Source organism: Bacillus sp. JJ1566 (assembly GCF_036962685.1).
Classification (GTDB): Bacteria; Bacillota; Bacilli; order Bacillales; family Bacillaceae_L; genus Ferdinandcohnia.
Genome location: NZ_JBALOP010000042.1, coordinates 20355 through 41369, shown reverse-complemented (window position 1 = coordinate 41369; position 21015 = coordinate 20355). Strand labels below are relative to the sequence as shown.

Sequence of the window (21015 nt, the reverse complement as noted above, 5' to 3'; positions counted from 1 at the left end):
CATCTTTCTAATTGTTTCTCTATCTCTTTATTACTTACCTTTTCCATATGTTCTTCTTTTACCTTTAGGTGATTTGAAATTAATTTCAATTGATATTTAAAAGTCGAAAGGCTGTATAGTATATATAAAATAATTAAAATTGTTAGTACATGCCAAATCATCGGCTCCCCCCTTATATACGCGTTTATTACTAAATGTTCGATATATTTGTTAATTTTTCCTTCTTCAACCCTAGCATCATCGGGTTTTTCTATTACTGAAACTTTATCTGAAAATAATGGTCTAATTCAAGGGGGTGGTTCTTATGAAATGGAAAGGCATTTTACTAGTGATATTATTTAGTTTTATTGCTGGCTGCAATCAAGAAATTACAATCCATTCAAGTCAAAAACCCGATGCTGAAGAGGCTTTGAGGCTTGATAACAATGCAGATATATTTCAATGGGACGGCGACATATTTAAAACAAACATTGACTGGGTAAATGAGCTTGAACTAACTGAAAATGAACAAATTGGAGAGATCCAATTTAATGCAAAAAAAGCAGAGGATTTTAAGGATGGTGCAGCGAATCATTTACCAATAGGTGCACAAATTTTTACTACAATAGAAAGTAACGGCATATTAATTGTGAAATATAGGAATGAAGTGAAATATTATTTAGCTCTCACGGAAGGCTAGGTAAGTCCTTCATGATTGTGTAGTAGAAACATATATTTAAGTACGACTAGTTCTCCTGATTTTCAGTCATGTATCAGAGGGGAGATGGAACATTGAGATACAAAATGCGGATTGCAACAATGCTGGCTGACCAGGTCGATGGCTTTATTCAGTTCGTTCAAGAAAACTATGATAATAAGCATAAAAGCTACGTGGAAAATCCTGATAAATTATATCAGGTCAAGCTATTAATTGAAGAATATAAGTTCCAGCTAAACGCAACTGAACTTAGGAGAATTAACCGATTTTCTTGGAATGAAGCGTACACTTTTTTATTGGTTGATGATGTTAAAAAGGGCCTGGACGTTATTGAGGAATACGTGGAACGGAACTATGATGATTTATTTATCTTAATTGGTAGGCTGCACACATTACAGAGTCTAGGTTCTTCACTACGGCTTTAAAGGAAGGGGGAAGTGTCATAAGACAGACTATTTTATTCATCCTGATGCTGTTTGTAATGACCGGGTGCTTAAGTCCTCTAGACCATAAAGAACAATACATAAAAATTCAAAAGCGTGTAGGAAATGAATATAATTATGTGGACTTCAAGGAAATAACGGATAACGAACAAGTTCAAAAGGTGAAAAAAATTTTAGATAAAGCTGATTGGGAAAAAGCAAAGGTTGAAATGGCGTATTATGAAGATTTTCAATTTATTTTTCAACATAAAAACTCCGAAGACAAAGCAGTATTATATCGGCTTTGGATAAATAATGCCCGTCTGGCATTAGTAAGAGGTAACGATGGGTACGTTCAGCTAAATGAGGATGATTCTGCTGTGCTACGAGAAATATTAGTTGGTGAAGGGTAATAGAGAATTTTATCAAGAAGGGAATTGCCCACATGACCTATATATACGTGTAAGAGCGGGTGCAGTTATCATCGAAAACAATTCAAATTCATTGATGAAAATGGCCTTCATTATAATTTGCCATCTGGTGGGGTAGAGCCTAATGAAACAATAACTGAAGCAGTTCAAAATCAAGAACATTAAGATGAGGACAATGGTAAAGGAGTGATTTAATGAGTGCTTTAATAATAATTGAAACATTTAAAAGCAATCTGCAAAATTATTCACTTGAGCAACTAAGATATATATCGGCTAAAGGGGTTTGGTCCATTGGTCAAATGTACGACCATGTGATTCTAGTTGCCATTGAGTACCTTGACAATGTGGAAGTTTGTGCGATATCACAGGAAGAGCAAAAGCTTGGAAAAACCGATTTTGGTGAGCATTTATATAAAATTGGAGGGTTCCCACCAATTAAAATCAAGTTACCGGACGAACTAAATACTCCACCAAGCAATTCGGATAGTAAAGAAGACCTTATGAGTAGGTTAGATCAGGTGATGCAGAGGTTGAGGCAATGGGAATCTAGAGTAGATGCTATAAATCCCAATTACAAAGTTAAACATGAAGGTTTTGGCTGGCTGAACGCGAGGGAGTGGTTCGATCTTGTCGGTATGCATTTTCGCCATCACTTACGTCAGAAGTGTGAACTAGAACAAAAAGTTATTAATTTATAAGTTTTACCTACTTACTAAACTAGAACAATTAATAGAAGCCAACAATAAATATATTAATCTATATCACTATAGCCTTTATTTGGGTATGGTGATTTTTATTTTTTAAGACAAAATTTAAAAGGATTAACACCTGTTTTTGTTGAAGTAATTAGTTGAAGTAATTACTAGAAGCTTTTTACGCGGAGGAATTCAAATGTATTCATATACAATCTGTTTTATCAAACAAGGAAATAATATATTGCTACTAAATCGGGAGTCTCCTGAGTGGATGGGAATCTGGAATGGTGTTGGAGGTAAGTTAGAGAAAGGTGAGACTCCGCTTGAATGTGTCATCCGAGAAATTAGGGAAGAAACGGGTATTGAGATAAAGCCAGAATACGTCTGGCATAAGGGGAATATCACCTGGACGAATCCAACACATTCATATTTTGATGGAATGTACGCTTTTATCGCAGAGTTGCCAGAGGACTTTTTGTATCGTACGCCACTTAAAACGGATGAAGGTATTTTAGATTGGAAGGACTTATCCTGGATTCTGCATCCTAAAAATGTAGGATTAGCGAATTTAAAATACTTTTTACATGACATATTAAATGATGAAATGAATTATGAGCATCGATTTGTGTATGATGGGGACGATGTCGTGGATTTTTCTAGAGTCCCCTTAGTTGAACCTGTTATAAGCAAGTAAGTTGCCAGAGTGAAGCGCTAATCTATTGATTAACGCTTCTTTTGTTGATTATAAAGCAGATCACTTATCTGTAGTAAGGGATATTGAGGATTTAAATTCTGTTATTCATAGAATCATAGAAATTTCAATAAACGGTGAAAAAAAGGTTACGCATAGTTAAAGGAAAAATTCTGTCGATATCGAATATACATAGCATGGCAGGTGGTTGAATTTGGAAAATAAAATCCCGAAGCGAATCCACATTATCGGTTCGGTTGGAAGCGGCAAGACAACATTCGCAAACCAACTTTCTTCAAAGTTGAATATCTCATCTTATGAATTAGACAACGTTGTCTGGATAAGGGATAAGAATGGAGATATTAGGAGAACAGAAAAAGAGAGAGAAGAGTATCTTGATACGATTCTTCAATCCGAAAGTTGGATTATTGAAGGCGTTCATAACGAAGAATGGGTATCGAGTAGTTTCCATCATGCTGATGTGATTATCTTTCTAGATCCAAATTATCAAACGAGAATGTACCGTATTGTAAATAGGTTTCTGAAACAAAAGCTTCGGTTAGAACATTCAAATTACAAACCAACGTGGAAAATATTCTTCAAAATGTTCAAATGGAACCGCCATTTCGAAGAGGTGGGTAAGCCCAATTTTTTTAAAAAATATGGAGTTTATAATGAAAAATTATTAATTATTAAAGACAGGAAACCATTAAAAATATACTTTAAATTCTTGGAACGTAATGTAAACGAGTGAGTCATTTAATCATATCTGAAGTCTATATAAATCCCCACGGGTTCAAATGGAAAAAAGAAGGGAGTAGCCCAAATTGCGAACGAATTTGTATCTTGTACGTCACGCCCATTCCATCTATACTCCTGAAGAATTAACAAGACCTTTGTCTGAAAAAGGTCTATCCGATGCGCAAAGAGTTACTAGTATTCTTGCAAATGAACAGATTGAAGTAGTCATATCAAGTCCCTATAAAAGGGCGATTCAAACAGTAGAAGGAATTGCACAAACTATTCAACAAAACATAAAATTGATAGATGGTTTTAAGGAAAGAAAATTGTCGGAAGGTCCTGTATTTGACTTTGATACAGCGATTAGAAAGGTTTGGGAGGATGAAATTTTTTCATGGGAAGGCGGAGAATCCAATCAAATTGCTCAGAAGCGAGGAGTAATGGCAACATATAGTGTATTAGAAAGCTATAAAGGAAAAAATATTGTAGTCGGAACACATGGGAACTTGATGGTGCTAATAATGAACTATTTTGATAAGAAATATGATTTTTCCTTTTGGAGAGAACTTGATATGCCTGATATTTATAAACTCTCATTTGAGGAAAACAGATTAAAGGAAGTTCATCGAGTCTGGCAATCAATGGTCAGGAATGGATAGGGAAGGAGCCACGCACTTGAAAAACTTATTATTGGTGCCACTAATCATCGCATTTCTAACAGGGTGTTCCTCCGATTTAGGAAAAGTCGTCGCGAGTGAAAAGACCGCCCCGTCGGATATTCATGAACTAGGAAGCAGACCGAATGAATCCCCCAATATTACTTCTTTAGTACATAGAGTCACAGATGCGGAGCAACTAACCAAAGCTTGGGATTATTATTCGATGAAGAAGAAACCTCCGAAAGGGGATTTCGACACATATGACTACTATTTCGTGAGTATTAATGAATCAAGCAGTTGTCCTTATAAATTAAAGGATGTAACTGTGAATGATAATAAAAAGGAAATTAATTTTTATTTTAAACATAAGGGTGGTTCTTGTAATGCTGATGCAACACCAAGGACTGTCGTAGTCGAGGTAGATAAAGACATGGCGAACAACTTAGAAACTGCGTCTATAATCTATCGAGCTGCAAATTCCGAGACAAGAACTACCGAAGAAATTAGGGGAGTAGAGTGAGGAAATATAATGTTAAGAATAAAACCATTAGATGAAAAAGATTTTGAATTAATAAAAGAGGCAGAAAAGGTCATTGAAAAGAATTATAGATATGGACGCCATCATATTGGTGCTGCAGTTCGAACAACAGCTGGAAATGTGTATGCTGCTGTTCATCTAGAAGCCAATGTTGGAAGAATCGCCGTTTGCGGGGAAGCGATGGCAATGGGGAAGTCCATCTCAGAAGGGGACCACGAATTTGAAACAATTGTAGCAGTCGCTCACCCACATCCCCATGAAGATATTGAAAAATGCTGGGTGGTCGCACCTTGCGGGATGTGCAGAGAGCTCATAAGTGATTACGGAAAAGATACAGATGTGATCATTTCGTATAACGGTGAATTAGTGAAATGCAATGTGATGCAGTTGCTGCCTGAAAAGTATGGAACTGAACTTGAATAGAAATGTGAGGTCGGACATTTGAAGAATAAGAAATTAAGAATCGCATGGATTATTCCAAATGTATTTTGTTATCTAATGCTAATCGGATTTTCGACTTATATTTACATAAATTCAGAGGTGTTGGATCGTGGAAATCTATTAGGATTATGGGTATTTATAATGCTTGTTCTTTTCTTAGTTTCCCTTATCGGTAGTTATCGGATATGGACATGGATGAAGGAAGGGAAATTATAATAATAGACACCCAAGGAGTTATTTTGATGGATAACAATAACCAACAACCAAAAAGCAAAAGAGAACTATTTTGGGACATGTTCCTTACGGGCGGTCTGTACTCATTTGAAAAAGCATGGAAAAACTCAAAGAGTCCAATGCAGACATTTCTATTATTCTTCTTACCAATCCTAGGGGCGAGTGTGATTGTACTTTTAGCAGTAATAGCGACCAAACTCTTTGAATAGTACTTTATTAATAAGAGAGGGGCCAGTCAAATGCCTACATGCCAGAAGTGTAATGAAACATGGAGTTGGAAACAAACCCTAAATAAATCATTAACATTTAAAAGGGCTTTGATCTGCCCATCTTGTGGGGAAAAGCAATACATTTCCCTCCGCACTAGAAAGAGAACCGCTGCTATTGTTTTCATAGCGCCTTTTTTGTCACTCTTAAATTCCTATTTTGGTTCTCATCTAATGCTGCTTTTTATTCTGTTAGGTTATTTGACCCTTTTTATTGTGATTTATCCTTTTTATCTTGAGCTTTCTAATAAAGAAGAGCCTTTATTCTGATTGAAGTTAACGGTGCTCTGAGTTTTTAAGCTGATGCTGAAATGCAGTTATTTCTTGGCTGCTGCATTTCAGTTCAATGTTTTTTTAGCAATAATGCATCGTAATAGCTTTAATTAGTCCAAGACTTTTGATATAATATTTCTGAATATTATCAATTTTTTATAAATAAAAAGGGGGTTTGGGGGATGAAAAAATTTAGTTTTTGGTCTGTGCTTATTTTACTGGTGTTATTACTTAGTGCCTGTGGTGGAAGTTCAGAAACTGGAGGAGACGGGATTAGCGAGGATGGAACCTTAACAATAGGAGAGACCGGTCTTTTCAAAACCACATCAGGTGATTTTGAGGTAACGATAAACAGTGTAAAATATGAAACTGGAGAAGATGGTGAAAAGGCCCTTAGAGGTACATACGTTGTCGCAAATGCAACGGTAACAAGCCGCTCTTCACAGGCGGTAACAGTAGATAAAACACTACCATTTAAAATCTTTGTAGACGATGTTGTTAACTGGAACAATGTAACGCCTGGAAAGGAATTCAGTTTTGGTACCCAAATTTCGGGAGAAATGAAGGAAGGCGATTCGATTACGGGTGAAATAATATTTGATGCGCGAGAATCTGAAACCTATACAATCTTACTCGGTGGAAAAACAGACCCTAACAAGCTTGAATGGAGTCTAACTTCCGACGATTTTCAATAAAAACAGATAAATATAGATATGAGGAAGCATTGGTCTAAAAGGATCAATGCTTCTTTTTATTTAAAAAACTGTTAACTCCAATGTGGATATTTATTTTTATGCAGCTTTAATAAATTACCTTTTTAGTGGGAAATGTAAGAGAGACAAAAAATAGATAGGGTGATTCTAATGAAATATTGGAGAACAATAAAAATCATTATGCTGGCAATAGTACTCCTTATATTAGGTGCATGTGGTGGCGGAAACAATAATGGCACTGGTGGAGGATTAGAAGGTAGTGTCGTAATCGATGGCTCCGGAACCGTTTTTCCGTTAATGTCGAGGCTCGCAGAAGATTACATGATTAATGAACAGGAAAACGTTTCTGTTGAAGTAAGTCGTGCAGGGACAAGTGCAGGCTTTAAAAAGTTCCTAGTAGAAGGTGGCGGTACAGATTTCAATGATGCCTCTCGAAAAATAAAAGAGGAAGAGCTTGTTAAAGCTGAGGAACTAGGAATAACAGTGAAGGAATTGAAGGTTGCACTTGATGGAATAACGATTGTCGTTAATAAGGAAAATGATTGGGCGACAGAGCTTACACAGCAGGAAGTTGTCGACATATTCCTTGCGAGTGCAGGTAAAAAGAATTGGTCAGATGTTCGAGAAGGATTCCCTAACGAACCGATAAAAAGATATGGTCCAAATGAAAACCATGGTACATACGAATTCTTTTGGGAGACCATCATGAAAGAACAAGACCTCGCAGAAGGGATTAATCTACAACAGGATTATGCGACCTTAGTAGACTTGGTAACAAAAGATAAAAATGCAATTGCGTTTTTTGGATATGGCTACTATGCAAGCAACACGGATAAATTAAATGCGATAAAAATTGATTTTGGTAATGGTCCGGTAGAACCAACTCTTGACACGATTAAAGAAGACGGTGCATACGCCCCATTTACTCGTCCAGTATTTACCTATTTGAACGAGGGAAATGCTCAAGAGAAGCCACAGGTTCTAGATTTTGCTATCTATGCGATGAAGAATGCAGAAACAGTTGCAGCAGAAACTGGATTTGCGCCGTTACCATCAGAGGAACTTCAGGCATCTGTTGATTATTTGGAAGGATTAAAACAGCAGTAATTGACCAGACAAGCGATCTTTTTATAATTATGCATAAAAGGGAGGTAAGGAGATGGGAAATCAAAGGGAATTAAGTGTAAGAGAGATGATCCAAGAAAAACAAAAAGCAGTAAGTATTAAAAATGTAACTGAAAGGTTTATGCCTAGATTTTTGTTGATTATCGCGGTCATCTCAATTCTTACGACAATTGGTATCCTATATACCCTATTAAGTGAAGCGGTGCATTTTTTTAGAGATGTACCCTTCCTTGATTTCTTTACAGGGACCGAATTAAAGCCATTGGGTGCTAATGCGAAATTTGGAATTTTACCATTGTTAACGGGTACTGTTATATCTTCAACGATTGCCATGCTTGTTGCGATACCGATTGGAATCATGTCGGCAATTTATTTAAGTGAATATGCCTCTGAAAAAGTAAGAAAAACATTAAAACCACTCCTAGAAGTATTAGCAGGAATACCGACCATTGTGTACGGGTTTTTTGCATTTACCTTTGTTACGCCTTTATTGCAAGCGTTTATTCCTGGTTTAGAACCAACTAATATATTAAGTCCAGGTCTTGTAATGGGAGTCATGATTATTCCTATGATTGCGTCCCTCTCTGAAGATGCGATGAGCTCTGTGCCAAATGCAATGAGGGAGGGAGCTTTGGCACTAGGGGCAACAAAGCTCGAGGTAACATGGCGAGTAGTAATCCCTGCTGCGATGTCTGGAATTATCGCATCCTTTGTACTCGGGATTTCTAGAGCTATTGGTGAAACTATGATTGTCACAATTGCAAGTGGAAGTTCGAAAAACTTTACGTTTGATGTTACGCAATCTATGCAAACTATGACCGCTTATATTGTTGAGGTAACAGGCGGTGAAGCAGCAGCAGGATCAACCTTATACTATAGCTTATATGCTGTTGCAATCACGTTATTTGTATTTACGTTAATTATGAATCTTATTGCCCAATATATCTCTAAAAAATTTAGGGAGGGGTATTAATTATGAAATATGTGGATGCAGAGCAAGTTCAGAAAAAAATGGGTGCTCGACTTGTTACGAATCGAATAACGAAAATTATCTTCCTTTTATCCACATTAATCGGACTCGTTGTTCTATTTTTGTTGTTTTACCGTGTATTATCGGATGGGCTTGGTTGGATTAATTTGGATTTTATTACTAATAAATTATCCACAGATCCAGGTAGAGCAGGGATTATGGGTGCCATTTTAGGAACAGTGTGGTTGATGGTTGTTGTTGGGCCAGTTACGATGTTCCTTGGGATAGGTACGGCGATTTATCTAGAGGAATACGCAACGAAAGGTAGGTTGCAATCCTTTATTCAAACCAATATTGCAAATTTAGCGGGTGTTCCTTCTATTGTTTTTGGTATTCTTGGTATGACTGTCTTTGTAAGAACGATGGGCCTCGGCAATATTGTACTTGCTGGTGGTTTGACGATGTCACTCCTCGTGCTGCCCATCGTAGTGGTGGCGAGCCAGGAGGCACTCCGAGCGGTTCCTCAATTTTTGCGGGAAGCGTCCTATGGTATGGGAGCAACAAAGTGGCAAACCATAAAAAAGGTTGTACTTCCTGCTGCAATACCAGGAATCTTAACCGGTGTTATTTTAGCTTTATCACGCGCAGTTGGTGAAACAGCCCCACTTGTTGTAGTTGGAATTCCAGCGCTTTTAATTCCATTGCCAAATTCCATTTTCGACAAGTTTACTGTGTTACCAATCCAAATTTATTATTGGACATTAGACTCAGCTTTAGTGGCTGAATATGCGAACTTAGCAGCTGCAACAATAATAATCCTGCTTTTAATACTCTTGATTATGAACTCTATTGCAGTGATCATCCGAAATAAATTTCAAAAACGGTATTAACTTTATTCAGCAGAGATCTTTCACATTTATGAGCGGTGGGATAAATGCGTTAAGAGTTTATAATTCATAGGGGTATAAACCCTTGCTGAATAAAGTTAAAGCCTCCGGCGGATGCCTCGATTTTTTTAAGGAAATTTTTCGAACAGTAAGATCAAAGACTAAAAACGCCACTTCCTGTGGCAACGTCTTTATGACCCACTTCCTGTGGGCCTAAAATCGGGCGCAAATAAGCCAAGGCTCATTTGATTTTATTAGCTACTGGAGGAAAGATAAAATGCCAGTTGAAACTGAAAATAAGAAGAAATTTGTGCAAGGAATCAATAAAAAGACCGAGCCAACGAATACAAATAAAAAAATTGTCTATGATACAAAGAATTTAAACTTGTGGTATGGCGAAAATCAAGCCTTGAAGGAAATTAACCTTCAAATTGCAGAAAATGAAGTGACGGCCATTATTGGCCCCTCGGGCTGCGGGAAATCTACATACCTTAAAACCTTAAACAGAATGGTTGAATTAATACCCATTGTTCGTACTTCTGGTGAAATATTGTACAGAGGTAAAAATATTTTTAATAAATCTTATCCTGTTGAAGCTTTAAGAACGAATGTGGGAATGGTGTTTCAGAAACCGAATCCATTTCCAAAATCAATATACGAAAATATAGCATATGGACCGCGAATTCATGGGATTCGTAATAAGAAAGTGTTAGATGAAATTGTTGAAAAAAGTCTGCGAGGTGCAGCGATATGGGATGAGGTCAAGGATCGTTTGAAAGAAAATGCCTATGGAATGTCTGGGGGGCAACAGCAGCGTCTTTGTATTGCGAGATGTTTGGCGATTGAACCTGATGTCATCCTAATGGACGAACCAACCTCAGCGCTTGATCCAATCTCTACGTTAAAAGTGGAAGATTTGGTTCAAGAATTGAAAAAGAATTATAGTATCATCATTGTGACTCATAATATGCAACAAGCTGCAAGAATCTCAGAAAAAACAGCATTTTTCTTGAGTGGTGAAGTCATTGAGTTTACAAATACAAGCAAAATGTTTTCGAACCCAGATAAAAAGGAAACAGAAGATTATATCACTGGTCGTTTCGGATAAATATGGGGGGAGTATTCTAATGACAGTACGAGCGGCGTTTCAAGCGGAGCTAAATGAGTTAAAAGAAATGATCATGCAATTAGGAAGCCAGGCACAAGAAGCAGTGGGAAAAGCAATTGAAGCTCTTAAGGATCAAGATGTAGACAAAGCGTTAAAAATCATCGAAAATGACACTCAGCTAAATATTATGGAAGAGGAAATTAATGATAAAGCTAGTTTGTTAATCGCACAGCAATCACCTGTAGCAGTTGACCTTAGAAGAGTTATTGTTGCAATTAAAATTTCCTCAGATCTTGAACGAATCGGAGATTTAGCAGTAAATATGGCTAAATCTGTCATCCGAATTGGAACTGAACAACTGATTAAGCCAATTGAGGAAATACCACGAATCGCAGTGGTAGCAAATAAAATGGTTTCTGATTCTCTCAAAGCATATAGTGAAGAGGATACTGAACTTGCTAAAAATGTTGCAAAGGTGGATGACGAAGTAGATGAGGCGTACGGACGACTGAATAAGGAATTATTAGAGCTAATGACCCAAAAACCTGAATACATTTCGCAAATTACACAATTGCTATTTATTTGTAGAAATGTTGAAAGGGTTGCAGATCATTCAACCAATATTTCAGAAAGCGTCCTCTATTTAAAAAAAGGGAAAAGATATGATTTAAACCAATAGAGAATTAGGAGGATTTGCAATGAAAGACAGGAAATCAGAAGCTGAATCAGCTAATATTAAGATTAACCAAATACTGAGAGGTGAGGAAGATAACGATTCCTTTGATGTCGACTCTCTCATAGCTAATAATAACACTGCACTTGTCTTGGAGAATCAGGATACAGATAATGAATAGTAAAGAAAAAAATGCTTGGGTAATCAAGCATTTTTTGTTTTAATAGGTGGTTAGACTGGTTTTTAATATGTTTAAATGGAGTTAAATGAAAATCAAAAAACGTTAAGGAGGTCTAGGTTGATAAAAAGATATTTGATTCTTACATTGTTAATCAGCCTCGGATTTGCAACCATCGCAATGGCGATACCAGATCGTAAAGAAGAACCTGTGAACATCGTGGGTGAACCTTTGATCATTGCACATAGAGGAGCAAATGATCGGTTTAATGAACATACATTAACAGCCTATAAAATTGCTTCTGAAGACGGTGTTGATTATTTAGAAATTGATTTGCGAATGACAAAAGATGGAGAGCTTGTGGCCATGCATGATGATGCCATCAATCGAACAACAAACGGAGAAGGGAAGGTTTCAGATTATACGCTAGAAGAACTAAAAAATTTCAAGACAATGTCGACTTTCAATCATAAAAAGGTATTTGAGGAAATCCCTACATTAAGCGAAATTTTTGACTCTTTTTCGGACACTGAGAATTTTTATATTGAAACAAGACTTGTGAATAATCAGTTAGCCATGGAGGATAAATTAATTGAACTCTTAAAAGAATATAACCTACTTGATAATCAAAGGGTCATCCTTCAATCCTTCTCTACTAAAAGTCTAGAAAAAATTAAATCGTTAGCACCTGATCTTCCACTTACACTATTATTTAAAAAAGGCAAATTTGATTTAAATAGGGCTATATCATCAAACTATCCGATTGTAGGTATAGAATCAAGCGATGTCACACACCGAATTGTAAAGAAATTACACAACAAAGGAATATTAGTGCATGTTTATTTTACAAATAAGAAGACCCAAAAAACAGAACAAACGAGGCTAAAAGAATTCCAGGTTGATGGTTACTTTACAGATTACATCCAATATACGAAGGGATTATGATGGGACAACGTACCTGTCCCTCTGTCCCACTAGGAGGGGACTATGGGAATCACAATAACAAAAATTAAAAAGGAAATAGCTTGGGAAGTCAGGCATAAAGTCATGTGGCCAGATCGGGACTTTGATTACATAAAAGTAGATGAAGATGATGTGGGGTTTGATTTTGGTCTTTTTGTAGAAGATAAGCTAATTTCTGTTATCTCCGTTTTTACTAATCATAATGAGGCTCAATTTCGTAAATTTGCGACACTTCAAGCAGAACAAGGTAAGGGATACGGAAGTAGATTGTTAGACTATGTGATAAAGGAAGCAAAGAATCGCGACCTGAAGAGAATTTGGTGTAATGCTAGGAAGAATAAGGTGGATTTTTATAAGAAGTTTGGTTTACAGGAAACGACCTTTACTTTTACAAAAGGTGGTAAATCCTACGTTATAATGGAGAAGGATTTGAAAAATTAGGGGGAGAAGGATTGTGCTAGTTCGAGAAATCACACCCGCAGATGCCGGGGAATTTGCTAAGATCACCGAGCGAGTTGAAGAAACTTCAGAATTTATGCTTTGGGAAGCGGGTGAGAGGAAAGTAAACCCTGAACAGCAACGAAAAATGATTGAAAGGATCGGTGCAGAAGAGAACTCGACGATTTTTGTTGCAGAAGAGGGAAATAAACTAATTGGTTTTTTAATGGCGATTGGCGGCAATGCAAGGAAAAACAAACATTCAGTGTACATCGTTATCGGAATCTTGAAGGAATCAAGAGGAAAAGGTGTAGGTACCCAATTATTTAATGAACTCGAAAAATGGGCCTTAACCCATCAAATCCATCGTTTGGAGTTAACCGTTGTGACTCAAAATGCAGCAGGTTTATCTTTATATAAAAAGATGGGATTTGAAATCGAAGGCACCAAAAGGCATTCTTTACTTATCAACGGTGTATTTGTCGATGAATTTTATATGTCAAAGCTTTTGAAGGTGTGATATCCAAGAAGGATTCACACCTTTTTTGTAGAATTAAACATACAAATAAAAGGTTCTTAAAGGGGAGAGCTATTGTGTTAAAAGTAGAAAATCAATTAGCTGAGATTACTCAGATGCATGATGAATTCATCATAGATTGGAACAAAGCGATGGAAACAGGGGACACATCTCGTTTAGAAAGAATGGCGGAGGGCTATTATGTTACGTTTTTTAATGGTTCTGATGAAAAACCAATGTTATTTAGTAGGGAAGAAGCGATTAGTGGCATGCGTGAATCCGTAAAGCAGCTGCTAGGAGCTAAAAAGAAATTCAAAAATCGTGTGATTCGTATGAAGGATGCCGAGAATGCAGCCGTCTTCTACGAACTGTTAATTGAAAAAAATGATAAGGTGATTTCAAGGCTTTTCACGATTGAAACGTGGCAACGTTCCGATGGAAAGTGGATGCTCGTCAGAGAAGTAGAAGAACTGATTCATTCATAAAATGGAGGGATATTTATGAAAACCATCTATATGATCAGGCATTGCCAAGCAGAGGGACAGGAACCGGAAGCTCCCCTCACAGAAAAAGGCCAAAACCAAGCCGTTGAACTAGCTGCCTTTTTTAATGACAGGAAAGTTGATCGAATCATTTCAAGTCCGTTCAATCGGGCTATTCAAACGATTCAGCCACTCGCGAATGAATTAAATGTTGAGATTGAAACGAATCAACAATTAGCCGAACGTGTATTAAGTTCAACGAATATGCCAGATTGGTTTGAAAAATTAAGAGCTACATATGAGGATTTTGACCTTATATATGAAGGCGGAGAATCTAGCCGAGAGGCCGCAAATCGAATTATTGAAGTTGTCGACGATGTTTTGAAAAGTGATGCTGAACATACAATTATAGTCACACATGGGGGCTTAATGTCATTGCTATTAAACCATTACAATAAAAGCTTCGGATTTGAGCAATGGGTAACACTGAGCAACCCAGATGTATATATTCTAAAACAAGATCAACAAATTACCCTTGAACGGATTTGGAACAGTTCATCAACTTCACAAAAAGATTAATCATTAACGAAAGAAAACTATCCTATGCATTATTCTGAGAGCAAGAAAAACTTAAAAAAGGGAATAAGGAATAAGCTAGGATGAGAGCGTTTGTCCAATTACGGATTAACGCTTATTTATTTTTATAAAAGATTTTTAAGCCAAATGAGATCTTCGATTGTCTAATAGGTGTAGAACGAAAAAAGAAAGGGTGAATTGGTTGATTCGCTTAGTGAAAAAAGCACAAAAAGGGAATGACAAGGCCTTTTTGAAGCTTTTCCAACAATTTGAAGAGGATATCTATCGAATGGCTTTTGTATATGTGAAAAATAAAGATGATGCATTGGACGTCGTTCAAGAGCTTGCTTACCAGTCATTTAAAAAAATCGATACACTCAAAAATCCGGAGTATTTTAAAACATGGTTGATAAAGATTACAATCAACTGTGCAATCAACATCCTGCGAAGAAATAAAAAGGTCGTTCAACTTAAACCCGATTTTGAGGTGTTCATTGGTGCAGAGGATAAGGATTTGCTACTTGACCTCACATTAAAGGAATTAATAGATGTTTTGCAGGAAGATGAAAAGAGCGTGATTTTACTTAGGTTTTATCATGATCGGACATTAAAAGAAATCGCTGAAATTCTAGATATTCCCCTTGGTACGGCAAAATCAGTTTTATACCGAGCCCTACATAAACTCCGTAAAATTTTTAAGGAGGCTAGTAATGATGAATAAATTAAAAACAGAGTTAGTCAATATCGAAATACCTGAGGAACTCCACAAGGTAAGTAGAATCGGTGTAAAAAGAGCAAAATCAGAAATGGAGGGGAAAATTAAGAAATACGTTAGAAAACGCTTAGCTGTTTGCGCTTTAGCAGTGGCAATCATCGTTCCAACAAGTGCATTTGCTTATCAAACATTCCTTCCTGATGAATTTTATGGTTCATTCGTAAATCTTAAAAAACATATTGGGAGTGCAACGATGGAGAGCTACATGCTGCTTGATGCGAAATTAGCTCAGGCGAAGGGTGACATGAAACCTGAGGAATACAGCCACTTTAAACAACTTGTAAAAGTAATTACCGCTTCTAAGCTCGAGTATGGAAATCGGTACGGCTACGTTGATTACTCTCAAATCCCAGCTGAGAAACTAGACGAAGTCAAATTAGTGATGTTTGAAATTCAACCTTATTTTGATAAATTGAATAATCAGCCGTCGAGTAAAAAGGTGTTAACATCTTCCCAATATAAGGAATATATTAATGCACTCATAACATATGAACAAATAATGGCCCAAAGTGATATAAAAGATTCGAGTGAAATTGAAAAAATTCCCGCTGAATTACAAGGTGAATTTACAAAAGCACAAGCCTTCCTCATGTATGTAAATGATAAACAATTAGGAGAGTAACCTATTAGCTTTAAAAAATAGGCAGTATGCTCATCACTTACTTTTTAGGCAATTCTATTATATCATTCTCCCAATTTGGTCTATTTCCTTAAGCTATTCGTCCAAGCCACTAAACTTCTAGACACATAGGATAAAGAAATATGTGTGGGAAGAGGTGTAGGAAAAGTGTCAAAGAAAAAGAAAACCCCCCAAAAAAATAATGTTTTCCGTAAACTTGAAAAAGACAGTGGGAATATTACTGGGGACCTTCAACTAAATAATCAGGTCCCAAGTTTAGATATTTGGGAAGTTTACCATGAAAAAGATGCAACTGTATTTGTTTCTGTCCACAATAGCTCTGCAAGTACTGATTCCATAACGGTTCGAGCGTTCAGAAAGGATGGTACCACTCTTTTTTTCAATGTTCCACCCGGTAATACGAGCTCTGGTACGGTTGATCAGGCCGAACTAATTCGAGTATCTCGAATCAACCAAAGCACGATCGAGGGTAAATTTAGTTTAGATGTTAGGTTAAGTTCTTCGAAGGAATAGTCAAAATCTTGTAAGCGTTGATCTATGAAGGGTCAGCGCTTTTTTTTGTGAGAAAAAATATAAAAATCCGAAACTTCTGCCAATTATATTCGTAAATATATATAAAAGGGGAGTGAGTTTCTTGAAAAGATATATCATCCTTGTTTTTTTAGTATTAGTTATAGAATTAAGCGCGCTTTACGGTATCTCGCTTTATTTTGATACAAATCTAGTCAATACGATGTTCCTCGGCTCTTGTATTCTCATCATATTGGCATTTTTAATGAGTTCCACAGGGGATGTCTTGGCTAAGAGTAGTCAAGCAGCTGTATTTGATATGCTCTTGGGGAGCTATAAACCACAGCACGAGAAAATGACATTAAAAATTAGTCCATTTTTAATCGGTTCGATTCTATGCTTTGGAATGTATTTTGTTTTGTACTATTTAGGGAATCTAAATTAGAGGGGAAATGTATGAAAAAAACTCTTTGTATAACTTTCGTATTTTTATTGTTTACTTCAAGTATTGCCGGTGCTCTTAGTTGGGCTTATGCTTTTGTCGTTCATGATGGGAAAGTATATGAAGTAAATGAAGATTTGCCACTCCAACAAAATGAGTTAGGGAACGTGATTGGAAAAGTGAAAACAAAACCCGATGAGCAAAGCGGGGACTATTACGGTAATGCATCAAACTACTATGAGATTGGTACTCGTTATTATGAAATTGAGGGTATTTCAATCAATGAAGCAATTGCCGTTGAAACTGAAGAAGACCACTATGTAAAAGCAGTCCATGTCCACGATGCTCTCTTTAGTTTTAAAAATATATTTATGAGCTTTAATTTTTGGGTGATTGTCGGAATTGTTCTTATTGTATCCGTTTGGGTAACTGTGTTACGCTCAAAACAAAGGTAATTTTTGGATAGGGTTGATGGATTTGACATTTATCGAAAAAATAAATCACGTATTACCAAGAAAACTACTCACTGCTTCTATCACAGGTTCTCTGTTTGCAGTCTTATTTGGCTTAGTTGTTCCAAGTCCTTTTGGAAGTGAAATCAATTCAATAAATGATTATTTGTTAGGTTTTACAACATCTGTTCCAATCTACCTCATGTTCTGCTTTCCAGTCATCTTCGTTTATGGAACGGTATCATCCATCATAAGCGACTTCCTATCAGGATTCATTTCAAGAAACAGTATAAAAGGTATGGAACCTTATTTGTCCGTAATTTTACATTTACTATTCGGTTCCATTCTTAAATGGGTTAGTTTAAGTGCAGCCCTCCTGTTTTATATGATAGACCGCATTTTACGAAAAAGGAAAAATCAATACAAATGGAGCCAAGCATTCATGGGTTTAGCCCTTCCCATTCTCATATGGATTTTATTCATGGGACTTATCTGGGTGATGGATTTTGCCAATGATGCCACAGACTATATTATTTACTAACTTTATCTTATTGGTTCTGGTAATTGCATCCTTTTGAAAATGAAAGGATAGCTCTTTTATTAAGGGAAAATCTAATGGTAGTGACAATTTTGAATGACATTCTTAGTCACGATAGGAGCGAAACGAATGGATACAATATGGCTAGAATATGCCTGGGCTTTATTGATTTTGATCGGCTTAGAAGGATTGTTATCAGCTGATAATGCCCTTGTTTTAGCAGTTATAGCCAGACATTTACCAGAAGATCAGAAAAAGCGAGCGATAAATTACGGAATCATTATGGCCTTTGTATTCCGGTTTGGTGCACTCTTTGCCATTTCATTTATCGCAAACGTTTGGCAAATACAGGCGATAGGTGCTCTCTATCTCCTTTACCTAGGGTTAAAGCATATCATCCAAGCAAAGTTTGGAAAAGACAATAAGAATATTCATAAGGACGACGAGAAGGAAGCAGCCGGCAAAGGTTTCTGGCCGACAACGGGAAAAATTGCATTAGCTGACCTCGCTTTTGCGATCGATTCGATTTTAGCTGCAGTTGCTCTTGCACTTGGGCTTCCAGATTCACCACTAGGCGATTTTGGTGGTATGGATGGAGGACAATTTATTGTTGTGGTTCTAGGAGGAATTGCTGGTTTGATCCTAATCAAGTTTGCAGCAACCTGGTTTGTGCAGCTTCTTGAAAAACGTCCTGCACTTGAAACAACTGCTTATGCGATTGTAGCTTGGGTCGGTGTCAAACTTGCCGTTATAACACTTGCACATGAGGATATTGGTGTCTTAAATCCTCACTTTCCTCATAGTACCGGTTGGACACTCATTTTCTATGCAGTATTAGTCGGAATTGCACTATTCGGTTGGTTTGCACCTAGTAATAAGAATCATCCGAGAGATAAAGCCTCATAAAGAGGATAAAAGTGAGTAGGTACTTTTCCTCAAGAAGGAGAAGTACCTTTTTTCAAGAGGGGGATTGGATTGAACCAAAAATTAAAAAAATCGTCAACAGATAAGTCGATATTGGGTGTCTGTGGGGGTATCGCGGAGTATTTAGGAATATCTTCTTTGGCAGTGAGACTCATCTTTATCCTATTGCCTGCGAATTTATTGATCTACATTATTCTTGCTAACACGATGGCTGAGAGCCCTCGGTCGTTATATTGATTCGCTGGCTTCACAAAAATCAGCCAAACTTTTTAGAACAAGCCCACCAGTTTGTTTTGTTGAGCTTTTAAAAAGCTTTTCAATCACATTCATAACTGGACGATGATACTTGGTTTCATAATCTTGCTCGACGACGGTGTGGTCACCCTGCTGCTGCAGACGATACGAAAAAGTCATGATATAGGTTTGCGATTCTAGTTCGAACGCGAAGAGCGAGGGTCTGCTGATCTCCTTATTTCTCCCATGTAACGAAACATGTTCTTTTCCTTCCTCGGCCGTCAGTTGAAAGGAAGCTCCTGTTTTCGAATCACCCTTTGGGTTAGAATAACGAATCGAAGTCACGTTCGGAAACCATTTCTCCCGCAAACTAGCGGTTGCAATACAGTCAAATACATATGTAATCGGTGCTTTGATAACGATTGATTGTTTCATATTAGATTACCTCGAATGATATGATAGATTTAACTTTATTCTACGGAGCACCTTATATCTGTGGATTGAACGTAATAAGAGTAATAATTCAGCTTTAGTTCGAACCCATGATGAAATTAAGGAACTCAGACTAAGAACGTCACATCCTGTGACAACGTCTGAGTGACCCACATCGTGTGGGCCTAAAGCCTCCGGCGGATGCCACGATTTTTCAAAGGAAATTTTTCGAGCAAGCTCGAAAAAAATCGGGCGCAAATACGTCAAGTCGTATTTGATCATAACAGAAAAGGTGATGCTTGTGGAGAGAATTATTGGGCTGGAACCTGTAGTTGGCGAGAACCCGGAAGTACTGATCCTTGGATCGATGCCAAGTGTGGAATCACTAAGGAAGCAAGAGTACTATGGCAACAAACACAATCATTTTTGGAAAATCATGTTCCAGCTATTTGACAGTCACGAAATAATTGACTATGCGGAAAAGCTTGCATTTTTAAAGGATCGAAAAATAGCTCTTTGGGATGTGCTATATAGCTGCCATCGGGAAGGAAGTTTGGACTCCCATATTAAAAACGAAGAGCCAAACGAAATTGAGAGTTTCGTAAAAAAACACCCGAGCCTTCGCTTAATCGTTTGTAATGGAACAAAATCATATAAAAGCTATCAAAAATACATCGGGCTAGAACGCTTTCCAGGGATTGAGGTCATTAAGCTTCCGTCCACGAGCCCTGTTCCTGGTAAATACAACAAAACTCTTGAAGGCAAGCTCCAAGAGTGGAAAATCATAAGGGCATATCTATAACACCTTTTCGATGTATTCCTCAATTTTTTCAGGCTCGGTTTGTGGGGCATAGCGTTCCACAACCTGCCCATTGCGATTCACTAAAAACTTTGTAAAATTCCATTTGATCGCTTTTGACAATAACCCTTTTTGTTCGTCCTTTAAAAATTGAAATAATGGATCTGCATTCTCACCATTCACGTCAATTTTTGCAAACATTGGGAAGGTCACCCCATAATTTGTCTCGCAAAAAGAGGTCGTCTCCTCGATTTCTTCGAATTCCTGATTCCCAAACTGAGCACACGGGAACCCAAGAACAACCAAGCCATCCTTTTGATATTTTTCATAAAGCCCCTGCAATCCCTTAAATTGCGGTGTGAACCCGCATTTGCTTGCGGTGTTAACAATTAAAAGTGGCTTCCCCTCATATTCCTTGAGTGACTTCATTTCTCCGTTTGTCATTTTTACATTAAAATCATACACATTTGCCATGTTTCCCACTCCCTTATGTACGAATTACCACAATAGTAAATGATACAAGTACTAGATTCAAGTTTGGACTACTTTTC

At 37.1% G+C, this 21015-nt stretch carries 35 protein-coding genes; 33 read left to right on the top strand and 2 right to left on the bottom strand.

The genetic code is table 11. The annotated features are described in order from the left end of the window. Window positions 1-304: 304 nt before the first annotated feature. From V7112_RS16360 to V7112_RS16210, 32 genes are all read left to right on the top strand, one after another. Window positions 305-679 (top strand): hypothetical protein, encoded by a 375-nt coding sequence (locus V7112_RS16360; RefSeq protein ID WP_335421714.1) that lies wholly within the window; start codon window positions 305-307, stop codon window positions 677-679. A 92-nt stretch (window positions 680-771) separates the two neighbouring features. Next, window positions 772-1122 carry a hypothetical protein gene (locus V7112_RS16355; protein WP_335421712.1) on the top strand — a complete coding sequence of 117 codons (351 nt, stop codon included), beginning with the start codon at window positions 772-774 and terminating at the stop codon, window positions 1120-1122. A 56-nt stretch (window positions 1123-1178) separates the two neighbouring features. Continuing rightward, a complete protein-coding gene (locus tag V7112_RS16350) occupies window positions 1179-1532 on the top strand; it encodes a hypothetical protein (protein ID WP_335421710.1) in 354 nt (117 codons plus the stop codon). 212 nt (window positions 1533-1744) lie between these two features. Continuing rightward, a complete protein-coding gene (locus tag V7112_RS16345; RefSeq protein ID WP_335421708.1) occupies window positions 1745-2248 on the top strand; it encodes a DinB family protein in 504 nt (167 codons plus the stop codon). A 193-nt stretch (window positions 2249-2441) separates the two neighbouring features. After that, entirely contained in the window at window positions 2442-2939 is a 498-nt protein-coding gene (locus tag V7112_RS16340) for an NUDIX hydrolase (RefSeq protein ID WP_335421706.1), read from the top strand. A 211-nt stretch (window positions 2940-3150) separates the two neighbouring features. Further along, entirely contained in the window at window positions 3151-3690 is a 540-nt protein-coding gene (locus V7112_RS16335; protein WP_335421704.1) for an AAA family ATPase, read from the top strand. A gap of 73 nt (window positions 3691-3763) precedes the next feature. Further along, window positions 3764-4336 (top strand): histidine phosphatase family protein, encoded by a 573-nt coding sequence (locus tag V7112_RS16330; RefSeq protein ID WP_335421703.1) that lies wholly within the window; start codon window positions 3764-3766, stop codon window positions 4334-4336. 16 nt (window positions 4337-4352) lie between these two features. Beyond that, on the top strand, window positions 4353-4856 hold the full coding sequence (locus V7112_RS16325; protein ID WP_335421700.1) for a hypothetical protein: 504 nt from the start codon (window positions 4353-4355) through the stop codon (window positions 4854-4856). Between the two features lie 9 nt (window positions 4857-4865). Then, the gene (locus tag V7112_RS16320; RefSeq protein WP_335421698.1) at window positions 4866-5297 is read left to right on the top strand and encodes a cytidine deaminase; all 432 of its coding nucleotides are present in this window, start codon (window positions 4866-4868) and stop codon (window positions 5295-5297) included. 18 nt (window positions 5298-5315) lie between these two features. Beyond that, a complete protein-coding gene (locus V7112_RS16315) occupies window positions 5316-5531 on the top strand; it encodes a hypothetical protein (protein WP_335421696.1) in 216 nt (71 codons plus the stop codon). A 26-nt stretch (window positions 5532-5557) separates the two neighbouring features. Continuing rightward, the gene (locus V7112_RS16310; protein WP_335421694.1) at window positions 5558-5758 is read left to right on the top strand and encodes a hypothetical protein; all 201 of its coding nucleotides are present in this window, start codon (window positions 5558-5560) and stop codon (window positions 5756-5758) included. 30 nt (window positions 5759-5788) lie between these two features. Continuing rightward, window positions 5789-6085 (top strand): TIGR04104 family putative zinc finger protein, encoded by a 297-nt coding sequence (locus tag V7112_RS23865; RefSeq protein WP_438823900.1) that lies wholly within the window; start codon window positions 5789-5791, stop codon window positions 6083-6085. Window positions 6086-6270: 185 nt separating this feature from the next. Further along, window positions 6271-6783, top strand: a complete 513-nt coding sequence (locus V7112_RS16305) for a DUF4352 domain-containing protein (protein WP_335421692.1) — start codon at window positions 6271-6273, stop codon at window positions 6781-6783. 168 nt (window positions 6784-6951) lie between these two features. Beyond that, entirely contained in the window at window positions 6952-7908 is a 957-nt protein-coding gene (locus V7112_RS16300; protein WP_335421690.1) for a PstS family phosphate ABC transporter substrate-binding protein, read from the top strand. A 52-nt stretch (window positions 7909-7960) separates the two neighbouring features. After that, window positions 7961-8899, top strand: a complete 939-nt coding sequence (gene pstC / locus V7112_RS16295; RefSeq protein WP_335421687.1) for a phosphate ABC transporter permease subunit PstC — start codon at window positions 7961-7963, stop codon at window positions 8897-8899. 2 nt (window positions 8900-8901) lie between these two features. After that, on the top strand, window positions 8902-9786 hold the full coding sequence (pstA, locus tag V7112_RS16290; protein WP_335421685.1) for a phosphate ABC transporter permease PstA: 885 nt from the start codon (window positions 8902-8904) through the stop codon (window positions 9784-9786). Window positions 9787-10060: 274 nt separating this feature from the next. Further along, window positions 10061-10891 (top strand): phosphate ABC transporter ATP-binding protein PstB, encoded by an 831-nt coding sequence (pstB, locus tag V7112_RS16285; RefSeq protein ID WP_335421683.1) that lies wholly within the window; start codon window positions 10061-10063, stop codon window positions 10889-10891. A gap of 19 nt (window positions 10892-10910) precedes the next feature. Continuing rightward, window positions 10911-11570, top strand: coding sequence for a phosphate signaling complex protein PhoU (gene phoU, locus V7112_RS16280; protein ID WP_335421681.1), 660 nt, complete (start codon window positions 10911-10913; stop codon window positions 11568-11570). Between the two features lie 19 nt (window positions 11571-11589). Continuing rightward, window positions 11590-11745, top strand: coding sequence for a hypothetical protein (locus V7112_RS16275; RefSeq protein ID WP_335421679.1), 156 nt, complete (start codon window positions 11590-11592; stop codon window positions 11743-11745). Window positions 11746-11862: 117 nt separating this feature from the next. Next, window positions 11863-12687, top strand: coding sequence for a glycerophosphodiester phosphodiesterase (locus tag V7112_RS16270; protein ID WP_335421677.1), 825 nt, complete (start codon window positions 11863-11865; stop codon window positions 12685-12687). A 42-nt stretch (window positions 12688-12729) separates the two neighbouring features. After that, complete coding sequence (locus V7112_RS16265) at window positions 12730-13146, top strand: GNAT family N-acetyltransferase (RefSeq protein WP_335421674.1); 417 nt, start codon at window positions 12730-12732, stop codon at window positions 13144-13146. Between the two features lie 13 nt (window positions 13147-13159). Beyond that, on the top strand, window positions 13160-13663 hold the full coding sequence (locus V7112_RS16260; protein WP_335421671.1) for a GNAT family N-acetyltransferase: 504 nt from the start codon (window positions 13160-13162) through the stop codon (window positions 13661-13663). Between the two features lie 74 nt (window positions 13664-13737). Further along, complete coding sequence (locus tag V7112_RS16255; RefSeq protein ID WP_335421669.1) at window positions 13738-14145, top strand: hypothetical protein; 408 nt, start codon at window positions 13738-13740, stop codon at window positions 14143-14145. Window positions 14146-14160: 15 nt separating this feature from the next. Continuing rightward, window positions 14161-14721 (top strand): histidine phosphatase family protein, encoded by a 561-nt coding sequence (locus V7112_RS16250; protein WP_335421667.1) that lies wholly within the window; start codon window positions 14161-14163, stop codon window positions 14719-14721. A 199-nt stretch (window positions 14722-14920) separates the two neighbouring features. After that, window positions 14921-15439: a sigma-70 family RNA polymerase sigma factor gene (locus tag V7112_RS16245; RefSeq protein ID WP_438823899.1), complete on the top strand. Its 519-nt coding sequence runs from the start codon at window positions 14921-14923 to the stop codon at window positions 15437-15439. After that, window positions 15432-16115, top strand: coding sequence for a DUF3600 domain-containing protein (locus V7112_RS16240; RefSeq protein WP_335421665.1), 684 nt, complete (start codon window positions 15432-15434; stop codon window positions 16113-16115). Before V7112_RS16245 ends, V7112_RS16240 begins: the two co-directional genes overlap by 8 nt. 165 nt (window positions 16116-16280) lie before the next feature. Beyond that, a complete protein-coding gene (locus V7112_RS16235) occupies window positions 16281-16646 on the top strand; it encodes an S-Ena type endospore appendage (RefSeq protein ID WP_335421663.1) in 366 nt (121 codons plus the stop codon). A 121-nt stretch (window positions 16647-16767) separates the two neighbouring features. Beyond that, entirely contained in the window at window positions 16768-17088 is a 321-nt protein-coding gene (locus V7112_RS16230; RefSeq protein WP_335421661.1) for a hypothetical protein, read from the top strand. Window positions 17089-17099: 11 nt separating this feature from the next. Then, entirely contained in the window at window positions 17100-17540 is a 441-nt protein-coding gene (locus tag V7112_RS16225; protein ID WP_335421659.1) for a hypothetical protein, read from the top strand. Between the two features lie 22 nt (window positions 17541-17562). Then, a complete protein-coding gene (locus V7112_RS16220; RefSeq protein WP_335421657.1) occupies window positions 17563-18078 on the top strand; it encodes a hypothetical protein in 516 nt (171 codons plus the stop codon). 126 nt (window positions 18079-18204) lie between these two features. Further along, entirely contained in the window at window positions 18205-18981 is a 777-nt protein-coding gene (locus V7112_RS16215) for a TerC family protein (protein ID WP_335421655.1), read from the top strand. 69 nt (window positions 18982-19050) lie between these two features. Further along, window positions 19051-19236: a PspC domain-containing protein gene (locus tag V7112_RS16210; protein WP_335421653.1), complete on the top strand. Its 186-nt coding sequence runs from the start codon at window positions 19051-19053 to the stop codon at window positions 19234-19236. Here V7112_RS16210 and V7112_RS16205 read toward each other — a convergent pair. Then, a complete protein-coding gene (locus V7112_RS16205) occupies window positions 19228-19668 on the bottom strand; it encodes an SRPBCC family protein (protein ID WP_335421651.1) in 441 nt (146 codons plus the stop codon). The two genes, V7112_RS16210 and V7112_RS16205, sit on opposite strands and share 9 nt — an antisense overlap. A 292-nt stretch (window positions 19669-19960) precedes the next feature. Between V7112_RS16205 and V7112_RS16200 the strand changes: the two genes are divergently transcribed. Continuing rightward, the gene (locus tag V7112_RS16200; protein WP_335421650.1) at window positions 19961-20467 is read left to right on the top strand and encodes a DNA-deoxyinosine glycosylase; all 507 of its coding nucleotides are present in this window, start codon (window positions 19961-19963) and stop codon (window positions 20465-20467) included. On the opposite strand, the gene V7112_RS16195 is transcribed toward V7112_RS16200, so the two are convergent. Further along, window positions 20462-20938: a glutathione peroxidase gene (locus V7112_RS16195; protein ID WP_335421648.1), complete on the bottom strand. Its 477-nt coding sequence runs from the start codon at window positions 20936-20938 to the stop codon at window positions 20462-20464. The two genes, V7112_RS16200 and V7112_RS16195, sit on opposite strands and share 6 nt — an antisense overlap. Window positions 20939-21015: the final 77 nt, after the last annotated feature.

Coding starts and splice junctions, on each gene's coding strand:
- V7112_RS16360 (WP_335421714.1), top strand. CDS start 305: ATGAAATGGAAAGGCATTTTACTAGTGATATTATTTAGTTTTATTGCT.
- V7112_RS16350 (WP_335421710.1), top strand. CDS start 1,179: ATGACCGGGTGCTTAAGTCCTCTAGACCATAAAGAACAATACATAAAA.
- V7112_RS16345 (WP_335421708.1), top strand. CDS start 1,745: ATGAGTGCTTTAATAATAATTGAAACATTTAAAAGCAATCTGCAAAAT.
- V7112_RS16340 (WP_335421706.1), top strand. CDS start 2,442: ATGTATTCATATACAATCTGTTTTATCAAACAAGGAAATAATATATTG.
- V7112_RS16320 (WP_335421698.1), top strand. CDS start 4,866: ATGTTAAGAATAAAACCATTAGATGAAAAAGATTTTGAATTAATAAAA.
- V7112_RS16310 (WP_335421694.1), top strand. CDS start 5,558: ATGGATAACAATAACCAACAACCAAAAAGCAAAAGAGAACTATTTTGG.
- V7112_RS23865 (WP_438823900.1), top strand. CDS start 5,789: ATGCCTACATGCCAGAAGTGTAATGAAACATGGAGTTGGAAACAAACC.
- V7112_RS16305 (WP_335421692.1), top strand. CDS start 6,271: ATGAAAAAATTTAGTTTTTGGTCTGTGCTTATTTTACTGGTGTTATTA.
- V7112_RS16300 (WP_335421690.1), top strand. CDS start 6,952: ATGAAATATTGGAGAACAATAAAAATCATTATGCTGGCAATAGTACTC.
- pstC (WP_335421687.1), top strand. CDS start 7,961: ATGGGAAATCAAAGGGAATTAAGTGTAAGAGAGATGATCCAAGAAAAA.
- pstA (WP_335421685.1), top strand. CDS start 8,902: ATGAAATATGTGGATGCAGAGCAAGTTCAGAAAAAAATGGGTGCTCGA.
- pstB (WP_335421683.1), top strand. CDS start 10,061: ATGCCAGTTGAAACTGAAAATAAGAAGAAATTTGTGCAAGGAATCAAT.
- phoU (WP_335421681.1), top strand. CDS start 10,911: ATGACAGTACGAGCGGCGTTTCAAGCGGAGCTAAATGAGTTAAAAGAA.
- V7112_RS16275 (WP_335421679.1), top strand. CDS start 11,590: ATGAAAGACAGGAAATCAGAAGCTGAATCAGCTAATATTAAGATTAAC.
- V7112_RS16265 (WP_335421674.1), top strand. CDS start 12,730: ATGGGAATCACAATAACAAAAATTAAAAAGGAAATAGCTTGGGAAGTC.
- V7112_RS16250 (WP_335421667.1), top strand. CDS start 14,161: ATGAAAACCATCTATATGATCAGGCATTGCCAAGCAGAGGGACAGGAA.
- V7112_RS16240 (WP_335421665.1), top strand. CDS start 15,432: ATGAATAAATTAAAAACAGAGTTAGTCAATATCGAAATACCTGAGGAA.
- V7112_RS16225 (WP_335421659.1), top strand. CDS start 17,100: ATGAAAAAAACTCTTTGTATAACTTTCGTATTTTTATTGTTTACTTCA.
- V7112_RS16215 (WP_335421655.1), top strand. CDS start 18,205: ATGGATACAATATGGCTAGAATATGCCTGGGCTTTATTGATTTTGATC.
- V7112_RS16205 (WP_335421651.1), bottom strand. CDS start 19,668: ATGAAACAATCAATCGTTATCAAAGCACCGATTACATATGTATTTGAC.
- V7112_RS16200 (WP_335421650.1), top strand. CDS start 19,961: ATGCTTGTGGAGAGAATTATTGGGCTGGAACCTGTAGTTGGCGAGAAC.
- V7112_RS16195 (WP_335421648.1), bottom strand. CDS start 20,938: ATGGCAAATGTGTATGATTTTAATGTAAAAATGACAAACGGAGAAATG.